Genomic DNA, 18,784 nt, shown 5'->3' on the forward strand with positions numbered 1-18,784 from the left:
GCGTGTTGGCGGCCGCGCGGTTACTGCACCGGGCCGCTGGAGAGCATTGACCGCGCAAGTCTATCCGTTATGGTTGCGCGGACGCTAGCCCGCGCTAGAAGCAGACCGGGGCGCGCTGGGCGCGGGCCGCGACGGTAGCCCAATCCTCGATGTCGGCAGTGGGGCGGCATAGGCCTTCCCACGTCGTGATGGCCACGCCGCGGGCCATGAGCTCCAGCAAAACCAGGTGGCGGTCGCCAGACGCGGAGAGCTGGTTGAGGTCCGTGTGGCTAATATCGGCGTCGGGGCCGAAGCCCACGCGCACGTTGCCGATAAGTCGCAGGCGCGGCGTGGTCCCCTTCGGGCAGGGCGAGGCGGCGGATTCCGCGCCGGACAGTCCCGCGAAACGGCGCAGCAAACCAAACGGCGCGGGGCGCTCGCAGTAGAGGTCCACGCACAGCCCGGCCCTGATGAGCCGTTCGGCGGTGGAGAGCGCTGCGGGGCCGTCCCCGACGATGGCAACACGCTGCATGAGAACCCCTTCAGTTCATTAGAAGTAGACTGTCTAGTCTGTAAATCTAGTCCGCTCGGTTCATTCTGGCTAATTTTTATTCTTCCTAGTACCCAAGCTCACAGCCCTCGCACCCCTCTGTGGGGCTGCACACACGCCCAGCTCCCTTTAATGTGAGGAGTCATGACCGAACCGATCAACCTGCTGGACCGCGGCGACTACCGCGACCCCAGCATTAGCCCCGAAGGCACCCGCGACACCGCGCCGCTCGAGCCTGCCGTGGCCCAGCGCAACCAAGAACTCGTCGACGCCTGGGCCGACAAGCTTTACGACGCCTCCGCCGAGACCATCACCGAATGGGCCGCCGAGCACGCGCCGGGCCGGCTTGCAGTGACGATGTCTATGGAAAACACCGTCCTCGCAGAGCTCGCTCACCGCGCCCACCTCGACGCCGACCTGCTCTTCATCGATACTGGGTGGCACTTTGAGGAGACGTTGGGGGTGGCGGGGGACGTCGCCAAGCGCTATGCGGACCTTCCCTTGGTGCGGGTCCTGCCGATTCTGAGCCCCGAGGAGCAGGACAAGATTTACGGTCCGCGCCTGTATGCGCGCGATGTGGCGGCGTATAACCGCATGCGCAAGGTGGAACCGCTCAACATGGCGATGGACCCGTACATCGGGTGGGTCACCGGCCTACGCCGCGCCGATTCCGAGCACCGCGCCACCGCGCCGGCGCTGAGCCAAGACCGCACCGGCCGGCTGAAGATTTCCCCGATCATTACGTGGGATCTGGACCAGACCGACAAGTACATCAAGGACCACGACCTCATCATTCATCCCCTTACTCTTCAGGGCTACCGTTCCATCGGCTGCGCGCCGTTGACCTTCCCGGTAGGCGAGGGCGAGGATGCGCGCTCCGGGCGCGTTTTCGCTGACGGCAAGACAGAATGCGGGTTGCACGACTAATGACTCTTTCACCACACCTTAAAGACTTAGAGAACGAATCCCTCCACATCCTGCGCGAAGTCGCTGGGCAATTCGACAAGGTAGGCCTGCTCTTTTCCGGCGGCAAGGACTCCGTCGTCGTCTTCGAGCTCGCCCGCCGCGCCTTTGCCCCCGCCACCGTGCCGTTTGAGCTCATCCACGTGGACACTGGCCACAATTTCCCGGAGGTCATCGAGTTCCGCGATCAGCTCGTCGCCGAGACCGGCGCGCGCCTGCACGTGGCCCTGGTCCAGGACTGGATTGACCGCGGCGAGTTGCAGGAGCGCCCCGACGGTACGCGCAACCCGCTGCAGTCCGTGCCGCTTGTGGAGACCATTGCCGAGCGCGGCTACGACGCCGTCCTGGGCGGTGCGCGCCGTGACGAGGAACGCGCCCGCGCCAAGGAGCGCATCTTCTCCATCCGTGATTCCTTCGGCGGTTGGGACCCGCGACGCCAGCGCCCGGAGCTGTGGGACCTCTACAACGGCGGCAAGATGGCCGGCGAAAACGTGCGCGTGTTCCCCATTTCTAACTGGACCGAGTCCGATATTTGGGAGTACATCGGCGCGCGCAACCTGCAGCTTCCCTCCATCTACTACTCGCACCAGCGCGAGGTATTTAACCGCAACGGCATGTGGCTGACCCCAGGTGAGTGGGGCGGCCCGCGCGAGGACGAGCCGCTGGAGACCCGCACCGTGCGCTACCGCACCGTGGGCGATATGTCCTGCACCGGTGCCGTGGAATCCACCGCCGCCTCGCCCGATGAGGTGCTCGCGGAAATCTCCATTTCCACCCTGTCTGAGCGCGGCGCCACCCGCGCCGATGACAAATTGTCCGAGTCCGCCATGGAGGACCGCAAGAAGGAAGGCTACTTCTGATGACGACTACCCTTGCGCCGAATGTTGGCGCGCTCAAGCAGCGCGATACCCTGCGCCTGTGCACCGCCGGTTCCGTCGATGACGGCAAATCCACCTTCGTGGGCCGCCTGCTTTATGACACCAAGTCCGTGCTCGCGGACCAGGTGGAGTCCATGGAGCGCTCCTCCGCTGACCGCGGCTTCGACGGCATGGACCTCTCTCTGCTTGTCGACGGCCTCCGTGCCGAGCGCGAGCAGGGCATCACCATCGACGTGGCCTACCGTTACTTCGCCACCGATAAGCGCACTTTCATCCTTGCCGATACCCCGGGCCACGTGCAGTACACGCGCAACACGGTGACCGGCATGTCCACGTCCCAGGTGGTGGTGCTGCTTGTCGACGCCCGCAATGGCGTCGTCGAGCAAACCCGCCGCCACCTCAACGTGGCCGCACTCCTGGGCGTGCGCCACGTGATTCTGGGTGTGAACAAGATTGACCTGGTGGACTTCGACGAGGCCACCTTCCGCGCGATTGAGGCGGAGTTCAACGAGGTCGCCGCGCGCCTGGGCATTACGGATTCGGTGGTCATCCCGATTTCTGCGCTCAAGGGCGATAACGTGGTGGAACGCTCCACCAACATGGATTGGTATGAGGGCCCGACGGTCCTGGACACGCTGGAGACCGTCCCCGTGGCCACCGGCCGCGCCGATGACCTGGACCTGCGTTTCCCCATCCAGTACGTCATCCGCGAGCACGCCTCCGACTACCGCGGCTATGCCGGCCGCGTGAAAGCCGGGCACGTGGCGGTGGGGGATGAGGTGACCCTGCCGGGCGGGCGGACCTCGACGGTCACCGCGATCGATACCACCGACGGCCCGCTTGGCTCCGATGAGGCGGCGCGCGCCGGCGACTCCGTTGTCCTGCGGCTGGCCGACGACATCGACTTGGCCCGCGGCGACCTCATCGCCGGGACGCAACGCCCGGAGGAGGTGCGCGAATTCGCCGCCACCGCGGTGGTCCTCACGGACAAGGAGCTGCGCGCGGGCCAGATGGTGAAGCTGCGTTATGGTGCCGCGCTGGTCAAGGCCCGGGTGGCCTCGGTTGATCGGGTGCTGGATTTGGATGGCGTGGCCGATGTTGAGGCCCCGGAATCCGCAGCACTCAATGACATCGCTTTCATCACCGTCCAAACACAAGCGGAGCTTCCCGTGGAGGACTACGCCGCCCGCGGCGCGGTGGGCAATTTTCTGCTCATCGATCAGTCGAGCGGCAACACGCTGGCCGCGGGGTTTGTGGGCCAGCGCCTGCGCTAACGGTTGCGAACCGCCGCGCTAGCTTGTCGGCGGGACGTCGCCAGACATGATGACCTTCTGCTGGCCGTCGTCCCAGCGGAAGCCGGCATGCGTTTCGCCGGTGTGCCCCGCATTGGATTCGCCCTCGCGTGGCCAGTGGTAGGTCACGGCGATTTCGTTGCCGCTGACCTGCTCGACGGTAGGGAAGAAGCCATAGGGCTCGGCGGTGGCGGTGCCCAGGTACTTGCCCTTGTGGAAGAGCATGATGTGGTACGGCGAGGAGGACGTTCCGCGCTCGATGCTGATGGTCTGCCAGCTCAGCTCTGCGCATGGATCGAACTGCGAGAAATCCACCAGCGTCCAGTTGTTGTCATTCCACGGTGGAACCGTGCCAATGCCTGATTCATAGGCCGCGTGGGCGTCGATATCCTGGCAGGATTCCGCATCGTCTGTAGGGGACTCGGCAGGCAATGTCGGCGAGGCACCCGCGGCCGGCGGCTCCGCTGCAGGGCCTTCGGCGCCCTCTGCGCTTTCCGAAGTGTTGTCCGTTGCGCTGCTCTGCACGGAATTGAACATCGGCGAGTCCGCAGAATCCTGTGCCGCGTTGTCCTGGGAACAGGCGGCCAGCGGGAGGCAAATAAGGGCAGCGCCGATGAAGGCGGACCTGAGCATGATGTTCCTTTCCTAGTGTGTGCGCCTCATATAAGGCGCACGACTGGCTCTATCTTATCTAGCTCACCGGCGGAACATCGCCGCTCATGATGACTTTGTGCTGGGCCTCGTCCCAACGGAAGCCGGCGTGTGTCTCTCCCGTCGGCGCGGCATTGGCATCGCCCTCTTGTGGCCAGTGATAGGTCACGGAAATCTCGTTGCCATTGACCCGCTCCACGCTGGGGAAGAAGCCATAGGGCTCGGCGGTGGCGGTGCCGATGTACTCGCCGTAGTGGAAGAGCATGATGTGGTGCGGCGAGGAGGCCGTTGCACCTTCGATGGAAATGGTCTGCCAGCTCAGCTCCGCGCATGGATCGAAGTGGGAGGAATCAACCAGAGCCCAGTTGTGGCCATTCCACTGCGGAACCTGGGCGATGTTGTCGTTGAAAGCCGCGTGGGCATTTCCTGCCTCGCAGACTACGGGGCTGGCTTGGGCTTCTTCGGGGCTGCTGCAGGCGATAAGGGGGAAGCACAGCAGTGCGGTTGCGGCGAATACTCGTGGGGTGAACATGGTGTTCTCCTTTCTGAGGTCTCGGTGTGGTTCCAGACCCTACAAGTGGCCGCAGCGCTCAGAACAGAGACGTGGAGAGCATTCCTCGGGCCAGCGGGTAGTCTCGCAGGCATGGAGAATCTTTCTGGTCGTACCTTGTTCGTTGCCGCCGTGGACGCTGAAGCCGCGCATGTGCCTCAGGGAGCGCCGCTGCTCATCACGGGTATTGGTACGGTGCCCGCCGCCATCGAGCTGACGGCGGTTTTGGCCTCAGCGCAGCAGCTGCCGGAGCGCGTCATCAATATCGGTACCGCGGGCGCGCTTCGCGACGATCTCGCTGGCGTCTTCGAGATCTCGCACGTTCGCAAGCACGACTTCCACTTGGAGGTGCTCAGCGACGTCTCTCGTTATCTCCTCCCCGAGGTCATTGAGTTAGAGACCTCCGGAAAGCTGCCTACCGAGACTCTGGCGACGGGCGATTCCTTCATCTCGGACACCCCTACCCGCACGCGCCTTGCCCAAGATTCCGCGCTGTGCGACATGGAGGGCTACGCCATCGCCGCGGTGTGCCGAAAGTTCGGTGTGCCGTGCACGTTGCTCAAGCAGGTATCGGATACCGCGAATGAGGAATCCTACGGCTCGTGGGCTTCGGTGCTCGATCGCGCCGCGGAGGAGCTGGCCGTCGCTTTTGGCACGGTAACCGCGGACTAGGCCCTCGACACGGAAACTGCCCTAGCTGACAAAGTTATGCCCCGCCATTGAAGCGGGAGCACTGGTTTTGGCAGATAGGGCAGTTGCAAGGCCCCGGGGGCTAGCGGGCGCTGCTGGCTTCCAGCTTCTCGTAGAGCTCCATGACGGTGTCGTGGCCCTCTGACGTAGAAATCTTGATGTTCTTGGCTTCGATTTCGCCGGCGCGCAGGCTGGCCATTTCCTGGTGGTAGCGGAAAACCACGGCAATGGTGGCCGCCACCGGGACGGCCAGGAAAGCGCCGATGATGCCCGCCAGGGCGGAACCCACGGTCACGGAGAGCAGCACCATTGCTGCGTGCAGTCCCATGGCCTTGGACTGCAGCATCGGCTGGAGCACGTTGCCCTCCACCTGCTGGACAATGATGATGAGGGCAAGTGCCAAGAGGGCCTTGGTGAGGCCATCTGAAACCAGCGCGATGATGACGGCCAAAGCACCCGCAGTGACCGCACCGATGACTGGGATGAAGCTGGCGAAGAAGGTCACCACGCCGATGACGAGAGCCAGCGGAACCTGGAGGACCCAGAGGCCGAGGCCGATGAGGAGGCCGTCGACAGCCGCGACGGCTGCTTGTGCCTGAATGAAGCCGGACAGCGTATTCCACACGCGAGTCAGCAGCTCAGTGGCGTGCCAGCCCGCGGAGTAGCCGGAGTAGGTGCGCAGCCACGGCAGGAACTTGTCGCCGTCCTTGAGGATGAAGAAGGCGACGAAGAGCATGATGGCGAGCGCCATGGCGATGGAGCTGGCCATCGATACGCCGGAAATCACCCCGGTGGCGATGTTGGACGCTTGGCCCTTGATGAAGGTCATGGCGTCATCGAGGACTTCCTGGACTTTCGCGGCATCAATCTCGAAGGGGAGGTCCTTGGCCATATCGACGAGCTTGTTCAAGCCGCCCTCAGCTTGGCTGACCAGGGACGCACCCTGAGAGGAGACCACTGGGGCCATTGCTGCGAACACTCCGCCGATGATGGCCAAAAAGCCTAGAAGCGTGGTGATGGCGGCCAGCGCGCGGGGGAACTTGTGCGCGCGCAACCAGTTGGTCACGGGGAAGAGCACCGTGCACACCAGGATGGCCAGGATGACCGGCAGCAGGCCTACCCAGATGAACTTCAGCAGGTAGCCGGCTAGGCCGACGCCCGCCACCACGATGATGAAGATCAAGCACACCTTGGCCAGGGAGATGGCGTCGCGCCCGAGGACGCGGGACTTGTCATCCGTTTTCGAGACAGGGAGGGCGGCTTCTTCGTTGATGGGCTTCGCAGCAGCGGACTGTTCTGCGGCTTCAGAAGCCGCAGTGGACGCCGCCGCGTCAGAGGCAGTGGAGGGCTGGGGGTCGGTGCCCGAGCGGGCACCGTCGCCATTGTTGTTTGTCATGCGCTACATCTTCTCATATGAGCGCAGAAAACGAGCTATGCGCGGATGCTGCTTACCTGGCGGATGATGCCGAAGCGGTGCATCGTCACCGAGACTGCCTGCTCAAGGAGGAAGGGCAGAAGCTCGCGGCGGCCATCGGCCAACACCGGCTGGTCCAAGACCACGGAGTTGGATTCCACCGCTGCCTCAAAGAGACCCGGCTCCACGGAGCCAACGACGCGCACGCGGCCCGACTCCAGGCGAGCGACCTCGCGGGCAAAGGTTTCTGCCTCCACGGCGTCGACCTTAAAGCCCAGTCCACGCAGCTCCGCAGCCTTCTCCGGGGCGGCGCTGAAGCGCACCGGGGAGTCGGTGCGGGTGGCGGCGAGGGCGAGGCGGGAGACGTCGCGAAGCGCGGCGTCCGAGGCGATGCGCACCTGCAGCGGGGTTAGCACCGGGCGGTAGCGGAAGACGTTGGCCTCGCAGACCAGGCCGGAGCGGTCGTGCTTGCGGCCGAACTCCTGCTGCCAGGCCAGCTCGTCGAGCTCTGCTGCGCGCCACAGCCAGGCGGTGTCCTCCTCCGAAAGATCGAGGTCACCGAAGGCGCGCAGCTGGGCCGCCACCGGCTGCGAGATATCCACGTCGAATGGGCGCAGCGGGCCCTCGGACCAGGTGCCGAACTGGGCAACGTAGTTCGGGCCGCCAGCCTTGGCACCCGGGCCCATGACGGACTGCTTCCAGCCGCCGAAGGACTGGCGCTGAACAATCGCGCCGGTAATACCGCGGTTGACGTAGGCGTTGCCCACCTCCACGCGCTCGAGCCAGTAATCGATCTCATCGTTATCCAGCGTGTGGATGCCGCCGGTGAGGCCATAGCCGGTGGAGTTCTGCCACTCGATGGCCTCCTCCAGGGTCTCCGCGTGCATGATGCCCAGCACCGGGCCGAAGCACTCGTTGACGTGGAACCAGGAGCCGGGGCGCACGTTATCGCGAATACCCGGCGACCACAGGGTGCCTTCCTCGTTGAGTTTCTTCGGCTTGATGAGCCACTTTTCACCCGGCTCCAGCTGGGTCAGGCCGCGCAGCAGCTTCTCACCCGGGGCTTCGGCCAGGCCATTCATCGTCGTCGTGATCTCGTAGCCGGGGCCGGGGATGAGGGTCTCGACGGCGTCGACAAGCTGGGAGCGCAGGCGCTGCGACTCGCCGGCCGCGCCGACGAAGATGACCAGGGAGGAGGCGGAGCACTTCTGGCCGGAGTGGCCGAAGGCAGACAGGTACAGGTCCTGAATGGCCAGGTCCGGATCCGCGGACGGGGTGATGATGAGCGCGTTCTTGCCGGAGGTCTCCGCCATGATGTTGAGCTCCGGCTTCCAGGAGCGGAAGAGCTTGCCGGTATCGGAGGCACCGGTGAGGATCACGGCGTCGACGTCGGCGTGGGAGATCAGCGCGCGGCCGGCATCACCCTCATCGGTGAAGACGAGCTGGACCAGATCCGGGTCGAGGCCCTGCGCCTCCAGACCGGCGCGGAAGGCTTCCACGACGAGCTTCGCGCAGTGTACGACCTGCGGCGCAGGCTTGATGATGACGGCCGAACCTGCGGCGAGTGCCGCCGCGATACCGCCGGTGGGGATGGCCACCGGGAAGTTCCATGGCGGGGTCACCACGGTCACGCGGTGGGGCGTGAACTCGGCGGAGTAGCGCTCCAGCAGGCGCGCGGACTGTGCGTAGTAGGTACAGAAGTCGATGGCCTCGGAGATTTCCGGGTCGGTCTGGGTCACCGTCTTATTGGCCTCGTAAGCGGCGACGGAGATGAACTCGCCGCGGCGGTTAGCCAGCTCATCGGCCACGGCCTCGAGCGCGCGGGCGCGGTCCTCGGCGTCGCGTGCGCCCCAGTCTGCACCCAATTCGGCGGCGCGGGCTACGTGCTTGTCGACGTCGTTGGTGTCCGTCACCTGCTCCACGCCATGCGCGCCGGGGTCGGTGCCCAGAGCCTGGATGGCCCACTCGCGGTTGGGCTCCAGGGCCGGGTCGGTATCCGGTTCGTTGGCAAAACGTCCGGTGCGCGGAGCCTGGCGGCCGGCTGCCTGCTCGGCCTCCTCCAGGCGGTTTTGGGTGCGGCGCGGGCCGGCGAAGGTATCCCAGCGCTGCGCGACGGCCTCGCGGAAGACCTCCTCTTGGTCCTTCAGTGCCTGCTCCTCCGGAGCGAAGAGGGCGTAGAGGAAGTTCTGCGGAGCGGAGTTCTCCTCCAAGCGGCGCACCAGGTAGGAGACGGCGACGTCGAAGTCCTCCATGTGCACCACCGGGGTGTAGAGGATCTGGCGGCCCTCGAAGGCCTCGCGGACCGCGGTCTGCTGGGCCGGGGACATGCCCTGGAGCATCTCGGAATCCATCATGCGCATCACGCCGCGCTTGGTGCCCAGCTTGTAGGCAAACGCCGCGGTGTAGAGGTTGTGCGTGGCCACGCCGATGCGCACGCAATCGGCGAACTCGGGGCGCAGGATGTAGTCGAGCAGGCGGTAGTAGTTGGCGTCCACCTCATCCTTGGTGGCATAGGGCGCTGCCGGCCAGCCGTGGATCTCGCCCTGGACGTGCTCCATGGAAAGGTTCGCGCCCTTGACGATGCGAATCTTGATGTGGGAGCCGCCCTCTGCCACGCGCTTCTTAGCGAACTCGGCGAGGTGCGTCAGAGCGTCGAAGGTATCTGGCAGGTAGGCCTGCAGCACGATGCCGGCCTCAAGGTTGATGAACTCCGGCTCGCTGAGTAGCTCGGTGAACAGGCGCACGGTGAGGTGGAGGTCGTGGTATTCCTCCATATCCAGGTTGATGAAGACCTTGTCCGGGCGGCGCGCGGCGGCCTCGTACAGCGGGCGCAGGCGCTCCTTGAGGCGGGCCAGGGAACCCTCGATATCCCAGGGGTTGAGCTGGGCCACCATGGAGGAGGCCTTGACGGACACGTAGGTCACGCGCGGGTTCTTGATGAGCTTGAGGGTGCGCTCAGCGCGGGAGCGCGCTTCCGCATCACCCAGCACGGCCTCGCCGAGGAGGTTGAGGTTGAGCTGCTCGCCGGACTCGGCTGCCTTGTCCAGGGTCTTGTTCAGGGCGTCGCTCTCGGCGTCGAGGACCAAATGGCCGACCATCTGGCGCATACGCATACGAGCGAGCGGCATCACGAGGTTAGGCAGGATGGGGCCGAAGAAGCCGCCGAGGCCGACCAAAGAGCCGTTGATGAGGCCGAGGAAGGAGGCATCATAGCTGGTGGTCACAGATTTCAGGGCGTGGGCGGCTACCTTGTCATCTTCCGGCCGCATGACGCGGTCGACGAAGTCCATGGTGAAGGCCACGCCATCGGGGTTGCGCAGGAGGTCCGCAAGTTGTTCTGTGGCGGGGTCCTGTTCGTCGGCGGTGGAGGCGAGCCAGGAATGGGCTTGGGCCGCGGAGGCGTCGACAAGCGCGGCGTCAATGTCGGTGGATTCGGGCACGGGGGTGTGAGCGTTTGTCATTGGGATTCCTTGTGTGTCGGTGCTGGTCAGGGCTGAATATTAAGCCCGGCGGACCGGCGGGCGGTCGCCATCACGACGTGTGCGGAGAACGGGAGAAATCATCGGATCCGTGTCCCTTTTCAATGAGTGCTGAGGTGTGACAACACTGGCGCGAAAGGTGTGTCACATCGAATGTGCGGACAGTATATGAAATCCCCATCACTTAAACCAGAACGGGGGTTGTGATGCGAGCGGGGGTGCTGGGGCGAAGCGCCGCAGCGGTCATACGCGTCCAGGTCCCACGGGTGCGTGGGCGCTGTGGGGTACGAGAATCAAGAAAGGAATGAGGAAAGCCCGTTTCTTATTGTACCGGCGGCCGATCGCTTAAACGACGAGTCCGCGTCTGAAAAATGCGCACTGCCTGCCGTTTCCTTTCTTATCCGATGGTGGGGCGACCTATGGCGCGCAGCCATCGAATGTGATACTGGTCAAAGTAGTTCAGAAAAGTAATCTTTCGACGATGGTGGGGTACCCCTCGGGCCTGGGCGCGATCCGCTGTGGCGCACATTGGTCCGAATGTCGGGGGAGTCTTATGGCGTTGGCACGGATGTTGGCAGGCAGGCGCTTGGGTCATATGGGAGGCGACTGCCCGATATGCGCATAGTCGAATAAGTGGAAGCGTTTGGATGGCAGTAAGCGGTAAGTGATGGTGCATTTTTGGTCTATGGCTATTGTGGGGGTAGGCGAAATTGGACGAAAGGTCTCAAAATGAGGCTTGTTACCCCGCATGCGGGGGAGACGGGGATTCTTTGCGGTCTGCCGCCTCGTTGAGGGTGGACTGGGTAATAATTACTGCGTGTTGAATATCTCTCTTAGGCGAGGATATCTTGCCTCTCTCATTGCTATTTTTTGCGTTATTGCTTGCGTAGCGACTGCACAGGCAGACGTCTTTCATCGCTATTGGATTCGCGGCCCTATTTATGAGGCGTACGTCCGCCTCGGAGGTCATGGATTTTTCGGTGATGCTATTCGTAATGAAGCTCAGCTTCCTGATGGTGGCAAGTTTCAAGAGTTTCACAAGGACACGTCGATCTATTGGCATCCTGATGCAGATAGTGGAATTGCGCATCAAATAGGAGGGGCCATTAGGGGGAAATGGGGTCAATTGGGGTGGGAAAAAGGACGCCTCGGTTATCCGGTAACTGATGAGTTGTCTCTGCCGAACCGAGAGGGAAAATTTAACCATTTTCAAAATGGTTCGATTTATTGGTCGCCAGAGACCGGGGCTCATGTTATCGACGGCCGCATTCGCGAAAGCGCCCCGATTTACAATTCAGGGTTAAAAAATGGAAGATACAGGGGATGTGAACCTCGGCCTTTACAAAAACGGAATCTTTACTGAGTTTGATTCACGCTCGAGTAATCGAGCTTTTGGTCATGGAGGAAGCGCGCTCTTTGCTAATCCTGGCGGAACGGTTTTGCTGGTGGAGTTAGATTCTTCAATGCTGTCAAAGCAGGCGCAGGAGGCACTGAAAGATTATGCAGAACGAGTAGCGCAGGAGGCCAAAGCGAAAGGATGAGTGGAGCTGGAAATGGAAAGGACAATACAGTGAAGAAACCAGAGTATATATTTGAATGTGGTAAGGGAATCTACGACTATGTCACTTTTGTTGACTGTGATATTGAGTCGGCATGGGAGTATTGGATTTCGAGGTATATCGGCGATCAGGAGATCTTGGCTCAACCTTTGCCGTTGCGTGATGGGGGCGTTGAAGCGTGGAAAAGGGATACTCGCGAGGAGCTAGAGAAAGCTCCTGAGCAAAGGGTAAAGCGAATCCTGACTGAAACGTCAGCTCCTGGTTGGTGTGCATTTGTAAGACCAGCCGTGGTGGGGGAGCCTACTCCTCGGTATGACCGGTACCATCTGTGTGGTCCAAGTCCTGGGATCCATCTAACTCCCTGGGCGAGGTATATAACTGCACAGTATATTCGAGAAGAGGATACGAGAAAATCACGTTCAATCATGATTAACTACACGGATTTTCGGCGGGAGGTATTTTTTCAAGGTGGCATGATTGGTGACCAACTTGCGAACGAGGTGCAGAGGGGGGTGGACAGTTTTCAAGACTCCCTCTGGGTTGACAAAACCAGGCGACGGGTGCCCTCATGGATTAATTGGGACCATGATATGAGCTTTGAGGGCAGAGGGTTTGCTCAGTTGAAAATTGAGCAGATTCGGCTCATGCTTGGCCGCCAAGGGATTGATTGCAGTGATGAAGAGTTGTTTTGTGGTCGCTTCCGTCAAGTAGGGGGATGGGATTTTAAGAAGTCTTTGAATGAGGTAGTGGAATGACGTTCAATTTTGGGCAACTCCCAGTCGGTAAGGATGTTTGTTTTGTGCGAACGACTATTGAAAATGTCGAGCAAGCATTTATGGAATATCCCTATGCCGGAACTCACCACATGACTGATGACTTTCAGTTAGGAAAGAAAGAGTGGGAATCGTTGTATGTTGGGGAGTCGACGGTGGATGATTGGTGTAGGTTGCTTCTTCCACAGAATTTTTTGCATTCCGTTATGTTCGTTGATGTCGATCTTCCGGGATGGGTTGCCGTTGTTTTATGTGAGCCTTTCCCGCTTGGAGTGGATTGGGGCTATAAGATAGCCGATTTGGATATTCGTAGAAGTCGATCAGTTGGTATTCCGGATGACGGTGTGGTCGGCATTCAAATCGGAGGTTGGCCTGGTGCGCGGCGGCACCGCTCCCTCCTTGGACTCGATAAGGCCGACAGACTTTTTGTCACGGTTACGGGAATGGTTGATAAAGGATATGTTCCACCTCCATTTGGTTATTACGATGATCTTACGGTTGCCAGGTGGACTTTTGAAGCGTGGGGGATGGAAAAGTATGAGGGCTTAGACTCCCCGGTGTGGCGGGATATGGATAGGGAGATGAAGCCTCCGGCTATAACCGAGGAGTTTAAAGGGCGGCGTGAAAGGATGTTCCACTATGAGGTCGCGGGACGGTCGGCACCGACGTCTGTATTTTTTGATAGCGATGGAAATCCAACGAATGGATACGGAGAAGAGGATAGCTACTATACCAAGCTTCTAGATGAGATATTGGCCCGTGTTCCGTTCGATTATCGTGGTCATGAACGTTTCAATGAGTTCTTTTCTACTGCACACGTTGCGCGGTGGCTGCGTGAGGGTTATGGGATTCGCTGGGATGATCCGGAGTTCTATTCCGGTAAGACATTGGTATATGCGGCTGTGGAACCTGAGGTATCGAGCCTTGACGCCATCACAAGTCCTCGAATGCCAATCGAAGAGTTTCGCGCTCTGTGGAAGATCGATACGGATAAAGTAAATGACCTCATCTCACGTGGAAAATTCTAGGGGGACTGCCATGATTGATACTTTTGCAGCTACGCGCCCGGTTATTGCCGCGCTGAGCTATTTGGGCTATAAATTTATGATCGTGCCCGTTGATGATGAAGGCGGTGCCTATTTCCAAATCCCCACACCTTTGTCGACGGTGTACATTCGGCACGTACCGGGCACCGACATCATTATGGGTGACATCGTAGAGACCCAATTTCCGAAGTCAGCTACGCGAGCGGACTATGATCGTGTCGCGCAACAGCTTCGCGAACTGCCTTTTGCTGTCTTTTTCCTCGTGGATGAACAAACCCCCGCTGGAGTCAAGATAGCGCTGCGAGCCATGCTCCGTCTCGAGTCGGGGTGCACCTGGGAACAGGTGGTTTCTTTCGTACGAATGCTCGTCGAAGTGGGGGAGCACAGGTTTGCACAACTCCGCAAGGCTACGTGGGAGATATCTCCTCTGACGGAAGATGTATTCGATCTGGAGACAGCGGAGATTAATTCCGTCGTTAAACTGCCGGAAGAATTCCGCTCTCCAGCGTTCGGAATTTCACATGAACCAACATCTCCAGTGACAATAGCGCGGCTGCGCGAATACTTGGATGGAGCTGGGGCTGCGGTCAGCGTGGTTAATGAGACCATGCTGCACGCTGAATTGGATGATGCCTATACTTTTTCCTGGGAAAAGTTCGCAGCACGCAATGGTGAGATAGAAACTCTGCGAATTTCCACAGCGGGCCCGCTCACGGAGCCGACACGGCGAGGATGGCTATCTAAACTATCGCGGCGTTCTGTGGCGTCGGCGGATGAGATTTTCGCTCGCCTGAAAGACAAGGACATCGCCCCAGTGGAAGAACGATTTGCCCAGTATGCCCCGGCAAGTCAACTTCATTGTGAAGGTGACCAGCTTCGCATTGCGCGTAGTCTCGATATCACCGAAGGTTGGGATGAAACGCAACTGGCGGTGGCGATGTATCGCGCGACGAATGAACTCTTGGAAAGTTTACAGATTGCGCAGAAATTGATGAGCCGTCACCTTGATGGCCGCAGTCTTGACTTGGCGTAACAACGTGGACGTGGCGAAGTAGGACGCCTCGACTTTATAGGACTCTGAGAATGGAGAAGCATTATGTCTATTGACTGGAAACAGTTTGGGCTCCCGGATCCGATTGGAGAGCTGGCGCATGGGGGTCACACCATCTATACATTTGATTCGGGGTTGCCTGAGTATTCAGTGCTTGATGAGTTGCATGAGCAAGGATTGCACGGTGCCCTGTGGGCAATGTGGAACGAGAGTATTGATCCCGATGATGTCGAAGAAGAGGACCTTGCTCTGGTTGGTGGATTGAAGGAGTACAAGGAATTCATCGGGCACGAGGATGAGGCGCTCGCAGCGTTTGGCTTGAATCCTGACCTCTCGGTGCGCGCTGAGGCTGAGGTTGATGAGCCGTCTGTCTGGACTGATCCGGGGGATATTTGGGAAGCGGAAATTGCCAATTCTCAATTTGCGGTGGTGGAAGCATCAGTGGGGCAGGCGGCGATGACTATGTCCTGTACAGCCTGTGCGAATGTTCTTCCGCTGGGTGCCCTGGGGCATGTGTTTGATGCTCTGGATACTCGTTTCGGTATGCAATTGCTGGGACTCGGGGACCAAGAACTCCCAAATGTGATTGTCCGTTTCCCCAACGTTGACGGGCAGCGCGAAGACATTGTGGCGGCCTTGAGCGCTGTTGCCGATTGGTTCGATATCTATGAGGAGCCGAACGGGGCGCTGCAGGCAAACCTGTGCTGGGATTAATGCGGATTGGCGTTGAAGTGCGCGGGGTACTTGCGTCGGGAGGGCGGGGCGAGACGTTCCTAAAAGGTGGTAAGGCTCGCGCACGCATCTGTCGGGCGCTTCTCAGGGTGAAGAAGTGCCTACAGTCGTTGCACCTGACTTTCACAATTTGTCTTAGTCCGTGAAAGTCCGTTCAGCCTAACCTAACTCAAGGACACCGCGCTACTGAAAGTCAGGATGCATTGCCTGCCGTGTCTCGGGCGCGGAAATCGGGGTTTCGGGGAGGAAGCGTGTGCAGATTTTTCATAGGTTGACCAGCCATGTTGTGGGCGTGGATAAAAAACTTGAGTGCGTCGGGAACAACTTTTGGGGACTTGGCGTTGTAAGGGTTGAGTGACCGGCGCTCAGGTTTGGATGACTTTGAGTGCTGCTTCTGTTAGAGTCGCTGACTGGACGCGGCAGAAGTTGAGTCGCGCACTATCAACTTAAAACAAACCCCAACTAGTAAGGAGAAACATCATGGGACGCGCAGTAGGAATTGACCTCGGTACCACCAACTCGGTTGTATCCGTGCTCGAAGGTGGCGAGGCAACCGTTATCGCTAACTCCGAGGGTTCCCGCACCACCCCGTCCGTCGTGGCTTTTGCCAAGAACGGCGAAATCCTCGTCGGCCAGTCCGCAAAGAACCAGGCAGTTACCAACGTTGACCGCACCATTCGCTCGGTCAAGCGCCATATCGGCACCGACTGGACCATCGATATCGATGACAAGAAGTACACCCCGCAGGAGATTTCGGCCCGCACGCTCATGAAGCTCAAGCGCGACGCCGAGGCTTACCTGGGCGAGGACGTGACCGACGCCGTCATTACCGTCCCGGCTTACTTCGAGGATTCCCAGCGCCAGGCCACCAAGGAGGCCGGCCAGATTGCAGGCCTCAACGTCCTGCGTATCGTGAACGAGCCGACTGCCGCTGCTCTGGCTTATGGCCTGGAGAAGGGCGAGCAGGAGCAGACCATCCTGGTCTTCGACCTCGGTGGCGGTACCTTCGACGTCTCCCTGCTGGAGATTGGTGACGGCGTGGTTGAGGTTATGGCTACCGCTGGTGACAACCAGCTCGGTGGTGACGACTGGGACCAGCGCATCGTCGATTGGCTCGTCGATAAGTTCAAGGCTTCCCAGGGTGTGGACCTGACCAAGGATAAGCGCGCTGTCCAGCGTCTGCGTGAGGCTGCTGAGAAGGCCAAGATTGAGCTGTCCTCCTCCCAGTCCGCCAACATCAACCTGCCGTACATCACGGTGGACTCTGAGAAGAACCCGCTCTTCCTGGATGAGACCCTGTCCCGCACCGAGTTCCAGAAGATCACCCAGGACTTGCTGGACCGCACCAAGGAGCCGTTCAACCAGGTCATCAAGGATGCTGGCCTGTCCCTGTCCCAGGTTGACCACGTGGTCCTCGTCGGTGGTTCTACCCGTATGCCGGCCGTGTCCGACCTGGTCAAGGAGATGACCGGCAAGGACCCGAACAAGGGCGTTAACCCGGATGAGGTCGTGGCAGTCGGCGCTGCTCTCCAGGCTGGCGTGCTGCGCGGTGAGGTCAAGGACGTGCTGCTTCTCGACGTCACCCCGCTCTCCCTCGGTATTGAGACCAAGGGTGGCGTGATGACCAAGCTCATCGAGCGCAACACCACCATCCCGACCAAGAAGTCGGAGACCTTCACCACGGCTGATGACAACCAGCCTTCCGTGCAGATTCAGGTCTACCAGGGCGAGCGCGAGATGGCTTCCGCCAACAAGCTGCTCGGTTCCTTCGAGCTCGGCGGTATTGCCCCGGCACCGCGCGGTGTACCGCAGATTGAGGTCACCTTCGATATCGACGCCAACGGCATCGTCTCCGTCTCCGCTAAGGACAAGGCCACCGGCAAGGAAAACACCATCAAGATTCAGGATGGTTCCGGCCTGTCCCAGGAAGAGATTGACCGCATGGTCAAGGATGCCGAGGCACACGCCGAGGAGGACAAGAAGCGCCGCGAGGAGCAGGAGACCCGCAACCAGGCGGAGTCCACTTCCTACCAGACCCGCAAGTTCATGGAGGAGAACTCTGACAAGCTGCCGGAGGATCTCAAGACCCGCGTGACCGAGGCTGCCGATGCCGTCGACGAGGCGCTCAAGGGCGATGACATCGAGGCGATTAAGTCGGCCGTCGAGAAGCTCGGCACCGAGTCCCAAGAGCTGGGCAAGGTCCTGTACGAGGCACAGGCTGCTGAAGCAGGTGCCGAGGGCGCCGCTGCTGGTGAGACCGCTGGTGACCCGAACGTCGTCGACGCCGAGGTTGTCGACGAGGACGACGAGAACAAGGAGAAGTAAACCATGACCTCCCCTCAGGACCCGGGCAACCCGGCCAACACCGACCCTGAGGCAACCTCCGCTGAGGCTGCGGAGGCTGCCGCCGCCGAGGCTGCTTCTGCCGACGGCGTCGTGGATGACGCCACGACGAACACTGCTGAGGCGCAGGCTGATGCTGCCACCGCGAACACCGCTGAGGCAGAGGCTGCGGTAGAGGATGCCGCCCGCGACATCACCGATGAAGCGGCCGCTGGTGAGGACACCGTCGCAGAGAATTCCCTGGAGGCTCAGCTGGCTGAGCGCACCGAGGACCTGCAGCGCCTCAACGCGGAGTACACCAACTACCGCCGCCGCACTGAGCGCGACCGCCAGGCCGTTATCGAGACCACCAAGGCCAAGGTCCTGGCAGACTTCCTGCCTATCCTTGATGACCTGGAGCTCGCACGCCAGCACGGTGACCTCAACGAGGGCCCGCTCAAGGCCATCGCGGACAAGCTCACGGGCGTGCTGACTAATAACCAGCTGACCCCGTTCGGTGCCGAGGGCGATGCCTTCGACCCCGAGGTGCACGAGGCGGTTCAGGACCTGTCCACCGGCGACGAGCAGGTCATCGGCACGGTTCTGCGCCGCGGCTACACGGTGGGCGAGCGCGTTGTGCGCACCGCCATGGTGATTATCGCCGACCCCGCCGAGTCAGCCGATGCCGCTGACGGTCCGGACAGCCCGGATAACGCAGAATAGGCATCGCAGGTGGCGTCAGGGTTTGAGTATTCCTTGGCGCCACTGTTCTTTTCACTACTTAGTTAGCATTTTACTTAGCAAAAAATCTTTAAACCCAACCGATTAACGATTCTCCTGAAAGGAGGAGATGCC

16 protein-coding genes are annotated in these 18,784 nt (G+C 60.6%); 11 read left to right on the forward strand and 5 right to left on the reverse strand.

Translation table 11 applies throughout. The annotated features are described in order from the left end of the window. Positions 1-94: 94 nt before the first annotated feature. On the reverse strand, positions 95-511 hold the full coding sequence (locus FME68_RS11515; protein ID WP_158397626.1) for a methylenetetrahydrofolate--tRNA-(uracil-5-)-methyltransferase: 417 nt from the start codon (positions 509-511) through the stop codon (positions 95-97). Positions 512-673: 162 nt separating this feature from the next. On the opposite strand from FME68_RS11515, the gene FME68_RS11520 reads away from it, so the two are divergent. From FME68_RS11520 to FME68_RS11530, 3 genes are read left to right on the forward strand one after another with little or no spacing between them, the layout of a single operon-like run. Further along, a complete protein-coding gene (locus FME68_RS11520) occupies positions 674-1,456 on the forward strand; it encodes a phosphoadenylyl-sulfate reductase (protein WP_158397627.1) in 783 nt (260 codons plus the stop codon). Continuing rightward, entirely contained in the window at positions 1,456-2,352 is an 897-nt protein-coding gene (gene cysD / locus FME68_RS11525; RefSeq protein ID WP_158397628.1) for a sulfate adenylyltransferase subunit CysD, read from the forward strand. The genes FME68_RS11520 and cysD overlap by 1 nt, the downstream gene beginning before the upstream one ends. Further along, a complete protein-coding gene (locus tag FME68_RS11530; protein ID WP_158397629.1) occupies positions 2,352-3,644 on the forward strand; it encodes a sulfate adenylyltransferase subunit 1 in 1,293 nt (430 codons plus the stop codon). The genes cysD and FME68_RS11530 overlap by 1 nt, the downstream gene beginning before the upstream one ends. A gap of 18 nt (positions 3,645-3,662) precedes the next feature. Here the strand turns inward: FME68_RS11530 and FME68_RS11535 are convergent, their stop codons facing one another. Together FME68_RS11535 and FME68_RS11540 are read right to left on the reverse strand one after the other, a co-directional pair. Beyond that, complete coding sequence (locus FME68_RS11535; RefSeq protein WP_158397630.1) at positions 3,663-4,295, reverse strand: LppP/LprE family lipoprotein; 633 nt, start codon at positions 4,293-4,295, stop codon at positions 3,663-3,665. Positions 4,296-4,353: 58 nt separating this feature from the next. Next, complete coding sequence (locus tag FME68_RS11540) at positions 4,354-4,845, reverse strand: LppP/LprE family lipoprotein (protein ID WP_158397631.1); 492 nt, start codon at positions 4,843-4,845, stop codon at positions 4,354-4,356. A gap of 111 nt (positions 4,846-4,956) precedes the next feature. Between FME68_RS11540 and FME68_RS11545 the strand changes: the two genes are divergently transcribed. Continuing rightward, on the forward strand, positions 4,957-5,535 hold the full coding sequence (locus FME68_RS11545; protein ID WP_070511004.1) for a nucleosidase: 579 nt from the start codon (positions 4,957-4,959) through the stop codon (positions 5,533-5,535). Between the two features lie 100 nt (positions 5,536-5,635). Here FME68_RS11545 and FME68_RS11550 read toward each other — a convergent pair whose 3' ends face one another. Beyond that, positions 5,636-6,949 carry an AI-2E family transporter gene (locus FME68_RS11550; protein ID WP_158397632.1) on the reverse strand — a complete coding sequence of 438 codons (1,314 nt, stop codon included), beginning with the start codon at positions 6,947-6,949 and terminating at the stop codon, positions 5,636-5,638. Between the two features lie 35 nt (positions 6,950-6,984). After that, the gene (locus FME68_RS11555; protein ID WP_158397633.1) at positions 6,985-10,428 is read right to left on the reverse strand and encodes a bifunctional proline dehydrogenase/L-glutamate gamma-semialdehyde dehydrogenase; all 3,444 of its coding nucleotides are present in this window, start codon (positions 10,426-10,428) and stop codon (positions 6,985-6,987) included. Between the two features lie 835 nt (positions 10,429-11,263). Between FME68_RS11555 and FME68_RS11560 the strand changes: the two genes are divergently transcribed. The 7 genes from FME68_RS11560 to grpE all read left to right on the forward strand — a co-directional run bounded on the left by FME68_RS11560 (position 11,264) and on the right by grpE (position 18,652). After that, entirely contained in the window at positions 11,264-11,809 is a 546-nt protein-coding gene (locus FME68_RS11560; RefSeq protein ID WP_328287842.1) for an LGFP repeat-containing protein, read from the forward strand. 207 nt (positions 11,810-12,016) lie between these two features. Next, the gene (locus tag FME68_RS11565) at positions 12,017-12,760 is read left to right on the forward strand and encodes a hypothetical protein (protein WP_144403145.1); all 744 of its coding nucleotides are present in this window, start codon (positions 12,017-12,019) and stop codon (positions 12,758-12,760) included. A gap of 44 nt (positions 12,761-12,804) precedes the next feature. Further along, positions 12,805-13,806 (forward strand): hypothetical protein, encoded by a 1,002-nt coding sequence (locus FME68_RS11570; RefSeq protein WP_158397635.1) that lies wholly within the window; start codon positions 12,805-12,807, stop codon positions 13,804-13,806. A gap of 10 nt (positions 13,807-13,816) precedes the next feature. After that, positions 13,817-14,857, forward strand: a complete 1,041-nt coding sequence (locus FME68_RS11575) for a hypothetical protein (protein ID WP_158397636.1) — start codon at positions 13,817-13,819, stop codon at positions 14,855-14,857. Between the two features lie 63 nt (positions 14,858-14,920). Beyond that, complete coding sequence (locus tag FME68_RS11580) at positions 14,921-15,589, forward strand: hypothetical protein (RefSeq protein ID WP_158397637.1); 669 nt, start codon at positions 14,921-14,923, stop codon at positions 15,587-15,589. A gap of 498 nt (positions 15,590-16,087) precedes the next feature. Next, positions 16,088-17,932 carry a molecular chaperone DnaK gene (gene dnaK / locus FME68_RS11585; protein WP_158397638.1) on the forward strand — a complete coding sequence of 615 codons (1,845 nt, stop codon included), beginning with the start codon at positions 16,088-16,090 and terminating at the stop codon, positions 17,930-17,932. A 3-nt stretch (positions 17,933-17,935) separates the two neighbouring features. After that, the gene (grpE, locus tag FME68_RS11590) at positions 17,936-18,652 is read left to right on the forward strand and encodes a nucleotide exchange factor GrpE (RefSeq protein ID WP_158397639.1); all 717 of its coding nucleotides are present in this window, start codon (positions 17,936-17,938) and stop codon (positions 18,650-18,652) included. Positions 18,653-18,784: the final 132 nt, after the last annotated feature.

Origin of the sequence: Corynebacterium hiratae (genome assembly GCF_009708045.1) — a bacterium.
In the GTDB taxonomy this organism is placed as follows: domain Bacteria; phylum Actinomycetota; class Actinomycetes; order Mycobacteriales; family Mycobacteriaceae; genus Corynebacterium; species Corynebacterium hiratae.

Coding starts and splice junctions, on each gene's coding strand:
- FME68_RS11515 (WP_158397626.1), bottom strand. CDS start 511: ATGCAGCGTGTTGCCATCGTCGGGGACGGCCCCGCAGCGCTCTCCACC.
- FME68_RS11520 (WP_158397627.1), top strand. CDS start 674: ATGACCGAACCGATCAACCTGCTGGACCGCGGCGACTACCGCGACCCC.
- cysD (WP_158397628.1), top strand. CDS start 1,456: ATGACTCTTTCACCACACCTTAAAGACTTAGAGAACGAATCCCTCCAC.
- FME68_RS11530 (WP_158397629.1), top strand. CDS start 2,352: ATGACGACTACCCTTGCGCCGAATGTTGGCGCGCTCAAGCAGCGCGAT.
- FME68_RS11535 (WP_158397630.1), bottom strand. CDS start 4,295: ATGCTCAGGTCCGCCTTCATCGGCGCTGCCCTTATTTGCCTCCCGCTG.
- FME68_RS11540 (WP_158397631.1), bottom strand. CDS start 4,845: ATGTTCACCCCACGAGTATTCGCCGCAACCGCACTGCTGTGCTTCCCC.
- FME68_RS11545 (WP_070511004.1), top strand. CDS start 4,957: ATGGAGAATCTTTCTGGTCGTACCTTGTTCGTTGCCGCCGTGGACGCT.
- FME68_RS11550 (WP_158397632.1), bottom strand. CDS start 6,949: ATGACAAACAACAATGGCGACGGTGCCCGCTCGGGCACCGACCCCCAG.
- FME68_RS11555 (WP_158397633.1), bottom strand. CDS start 10,428: ATGACAAACGCTCACACCCCCGTGCCCGAATCCACCGACATTGACGCC.
- FME68_RS11575 (WP_158397636.1), top strand. CDS start 13,817: ATGATTGATACTTTTGCAGCTACGCGCCCGGTTATTGCCGCGCTGAGC.
- FME68_RS11580 (WP_158397637.1), top strand. CDS start 14,921: ATGTCTATTGACTGGAAACAGTTTGGGCTCCCGGATCCGATTGGAGAG.
- dnaK (WP_158397638.1), top strand. CDS start 16,088: ATGGGACGCGCAGTAGGAATTGACCTCGGTACCACCAACTCGGTTGTA.
- grpE (WP_158397639.1), top strand. CDS start 17,936: ATGACCTCCCCTCAGGACCCGGGCAACCCGGCCAACACCGACCCTGAG.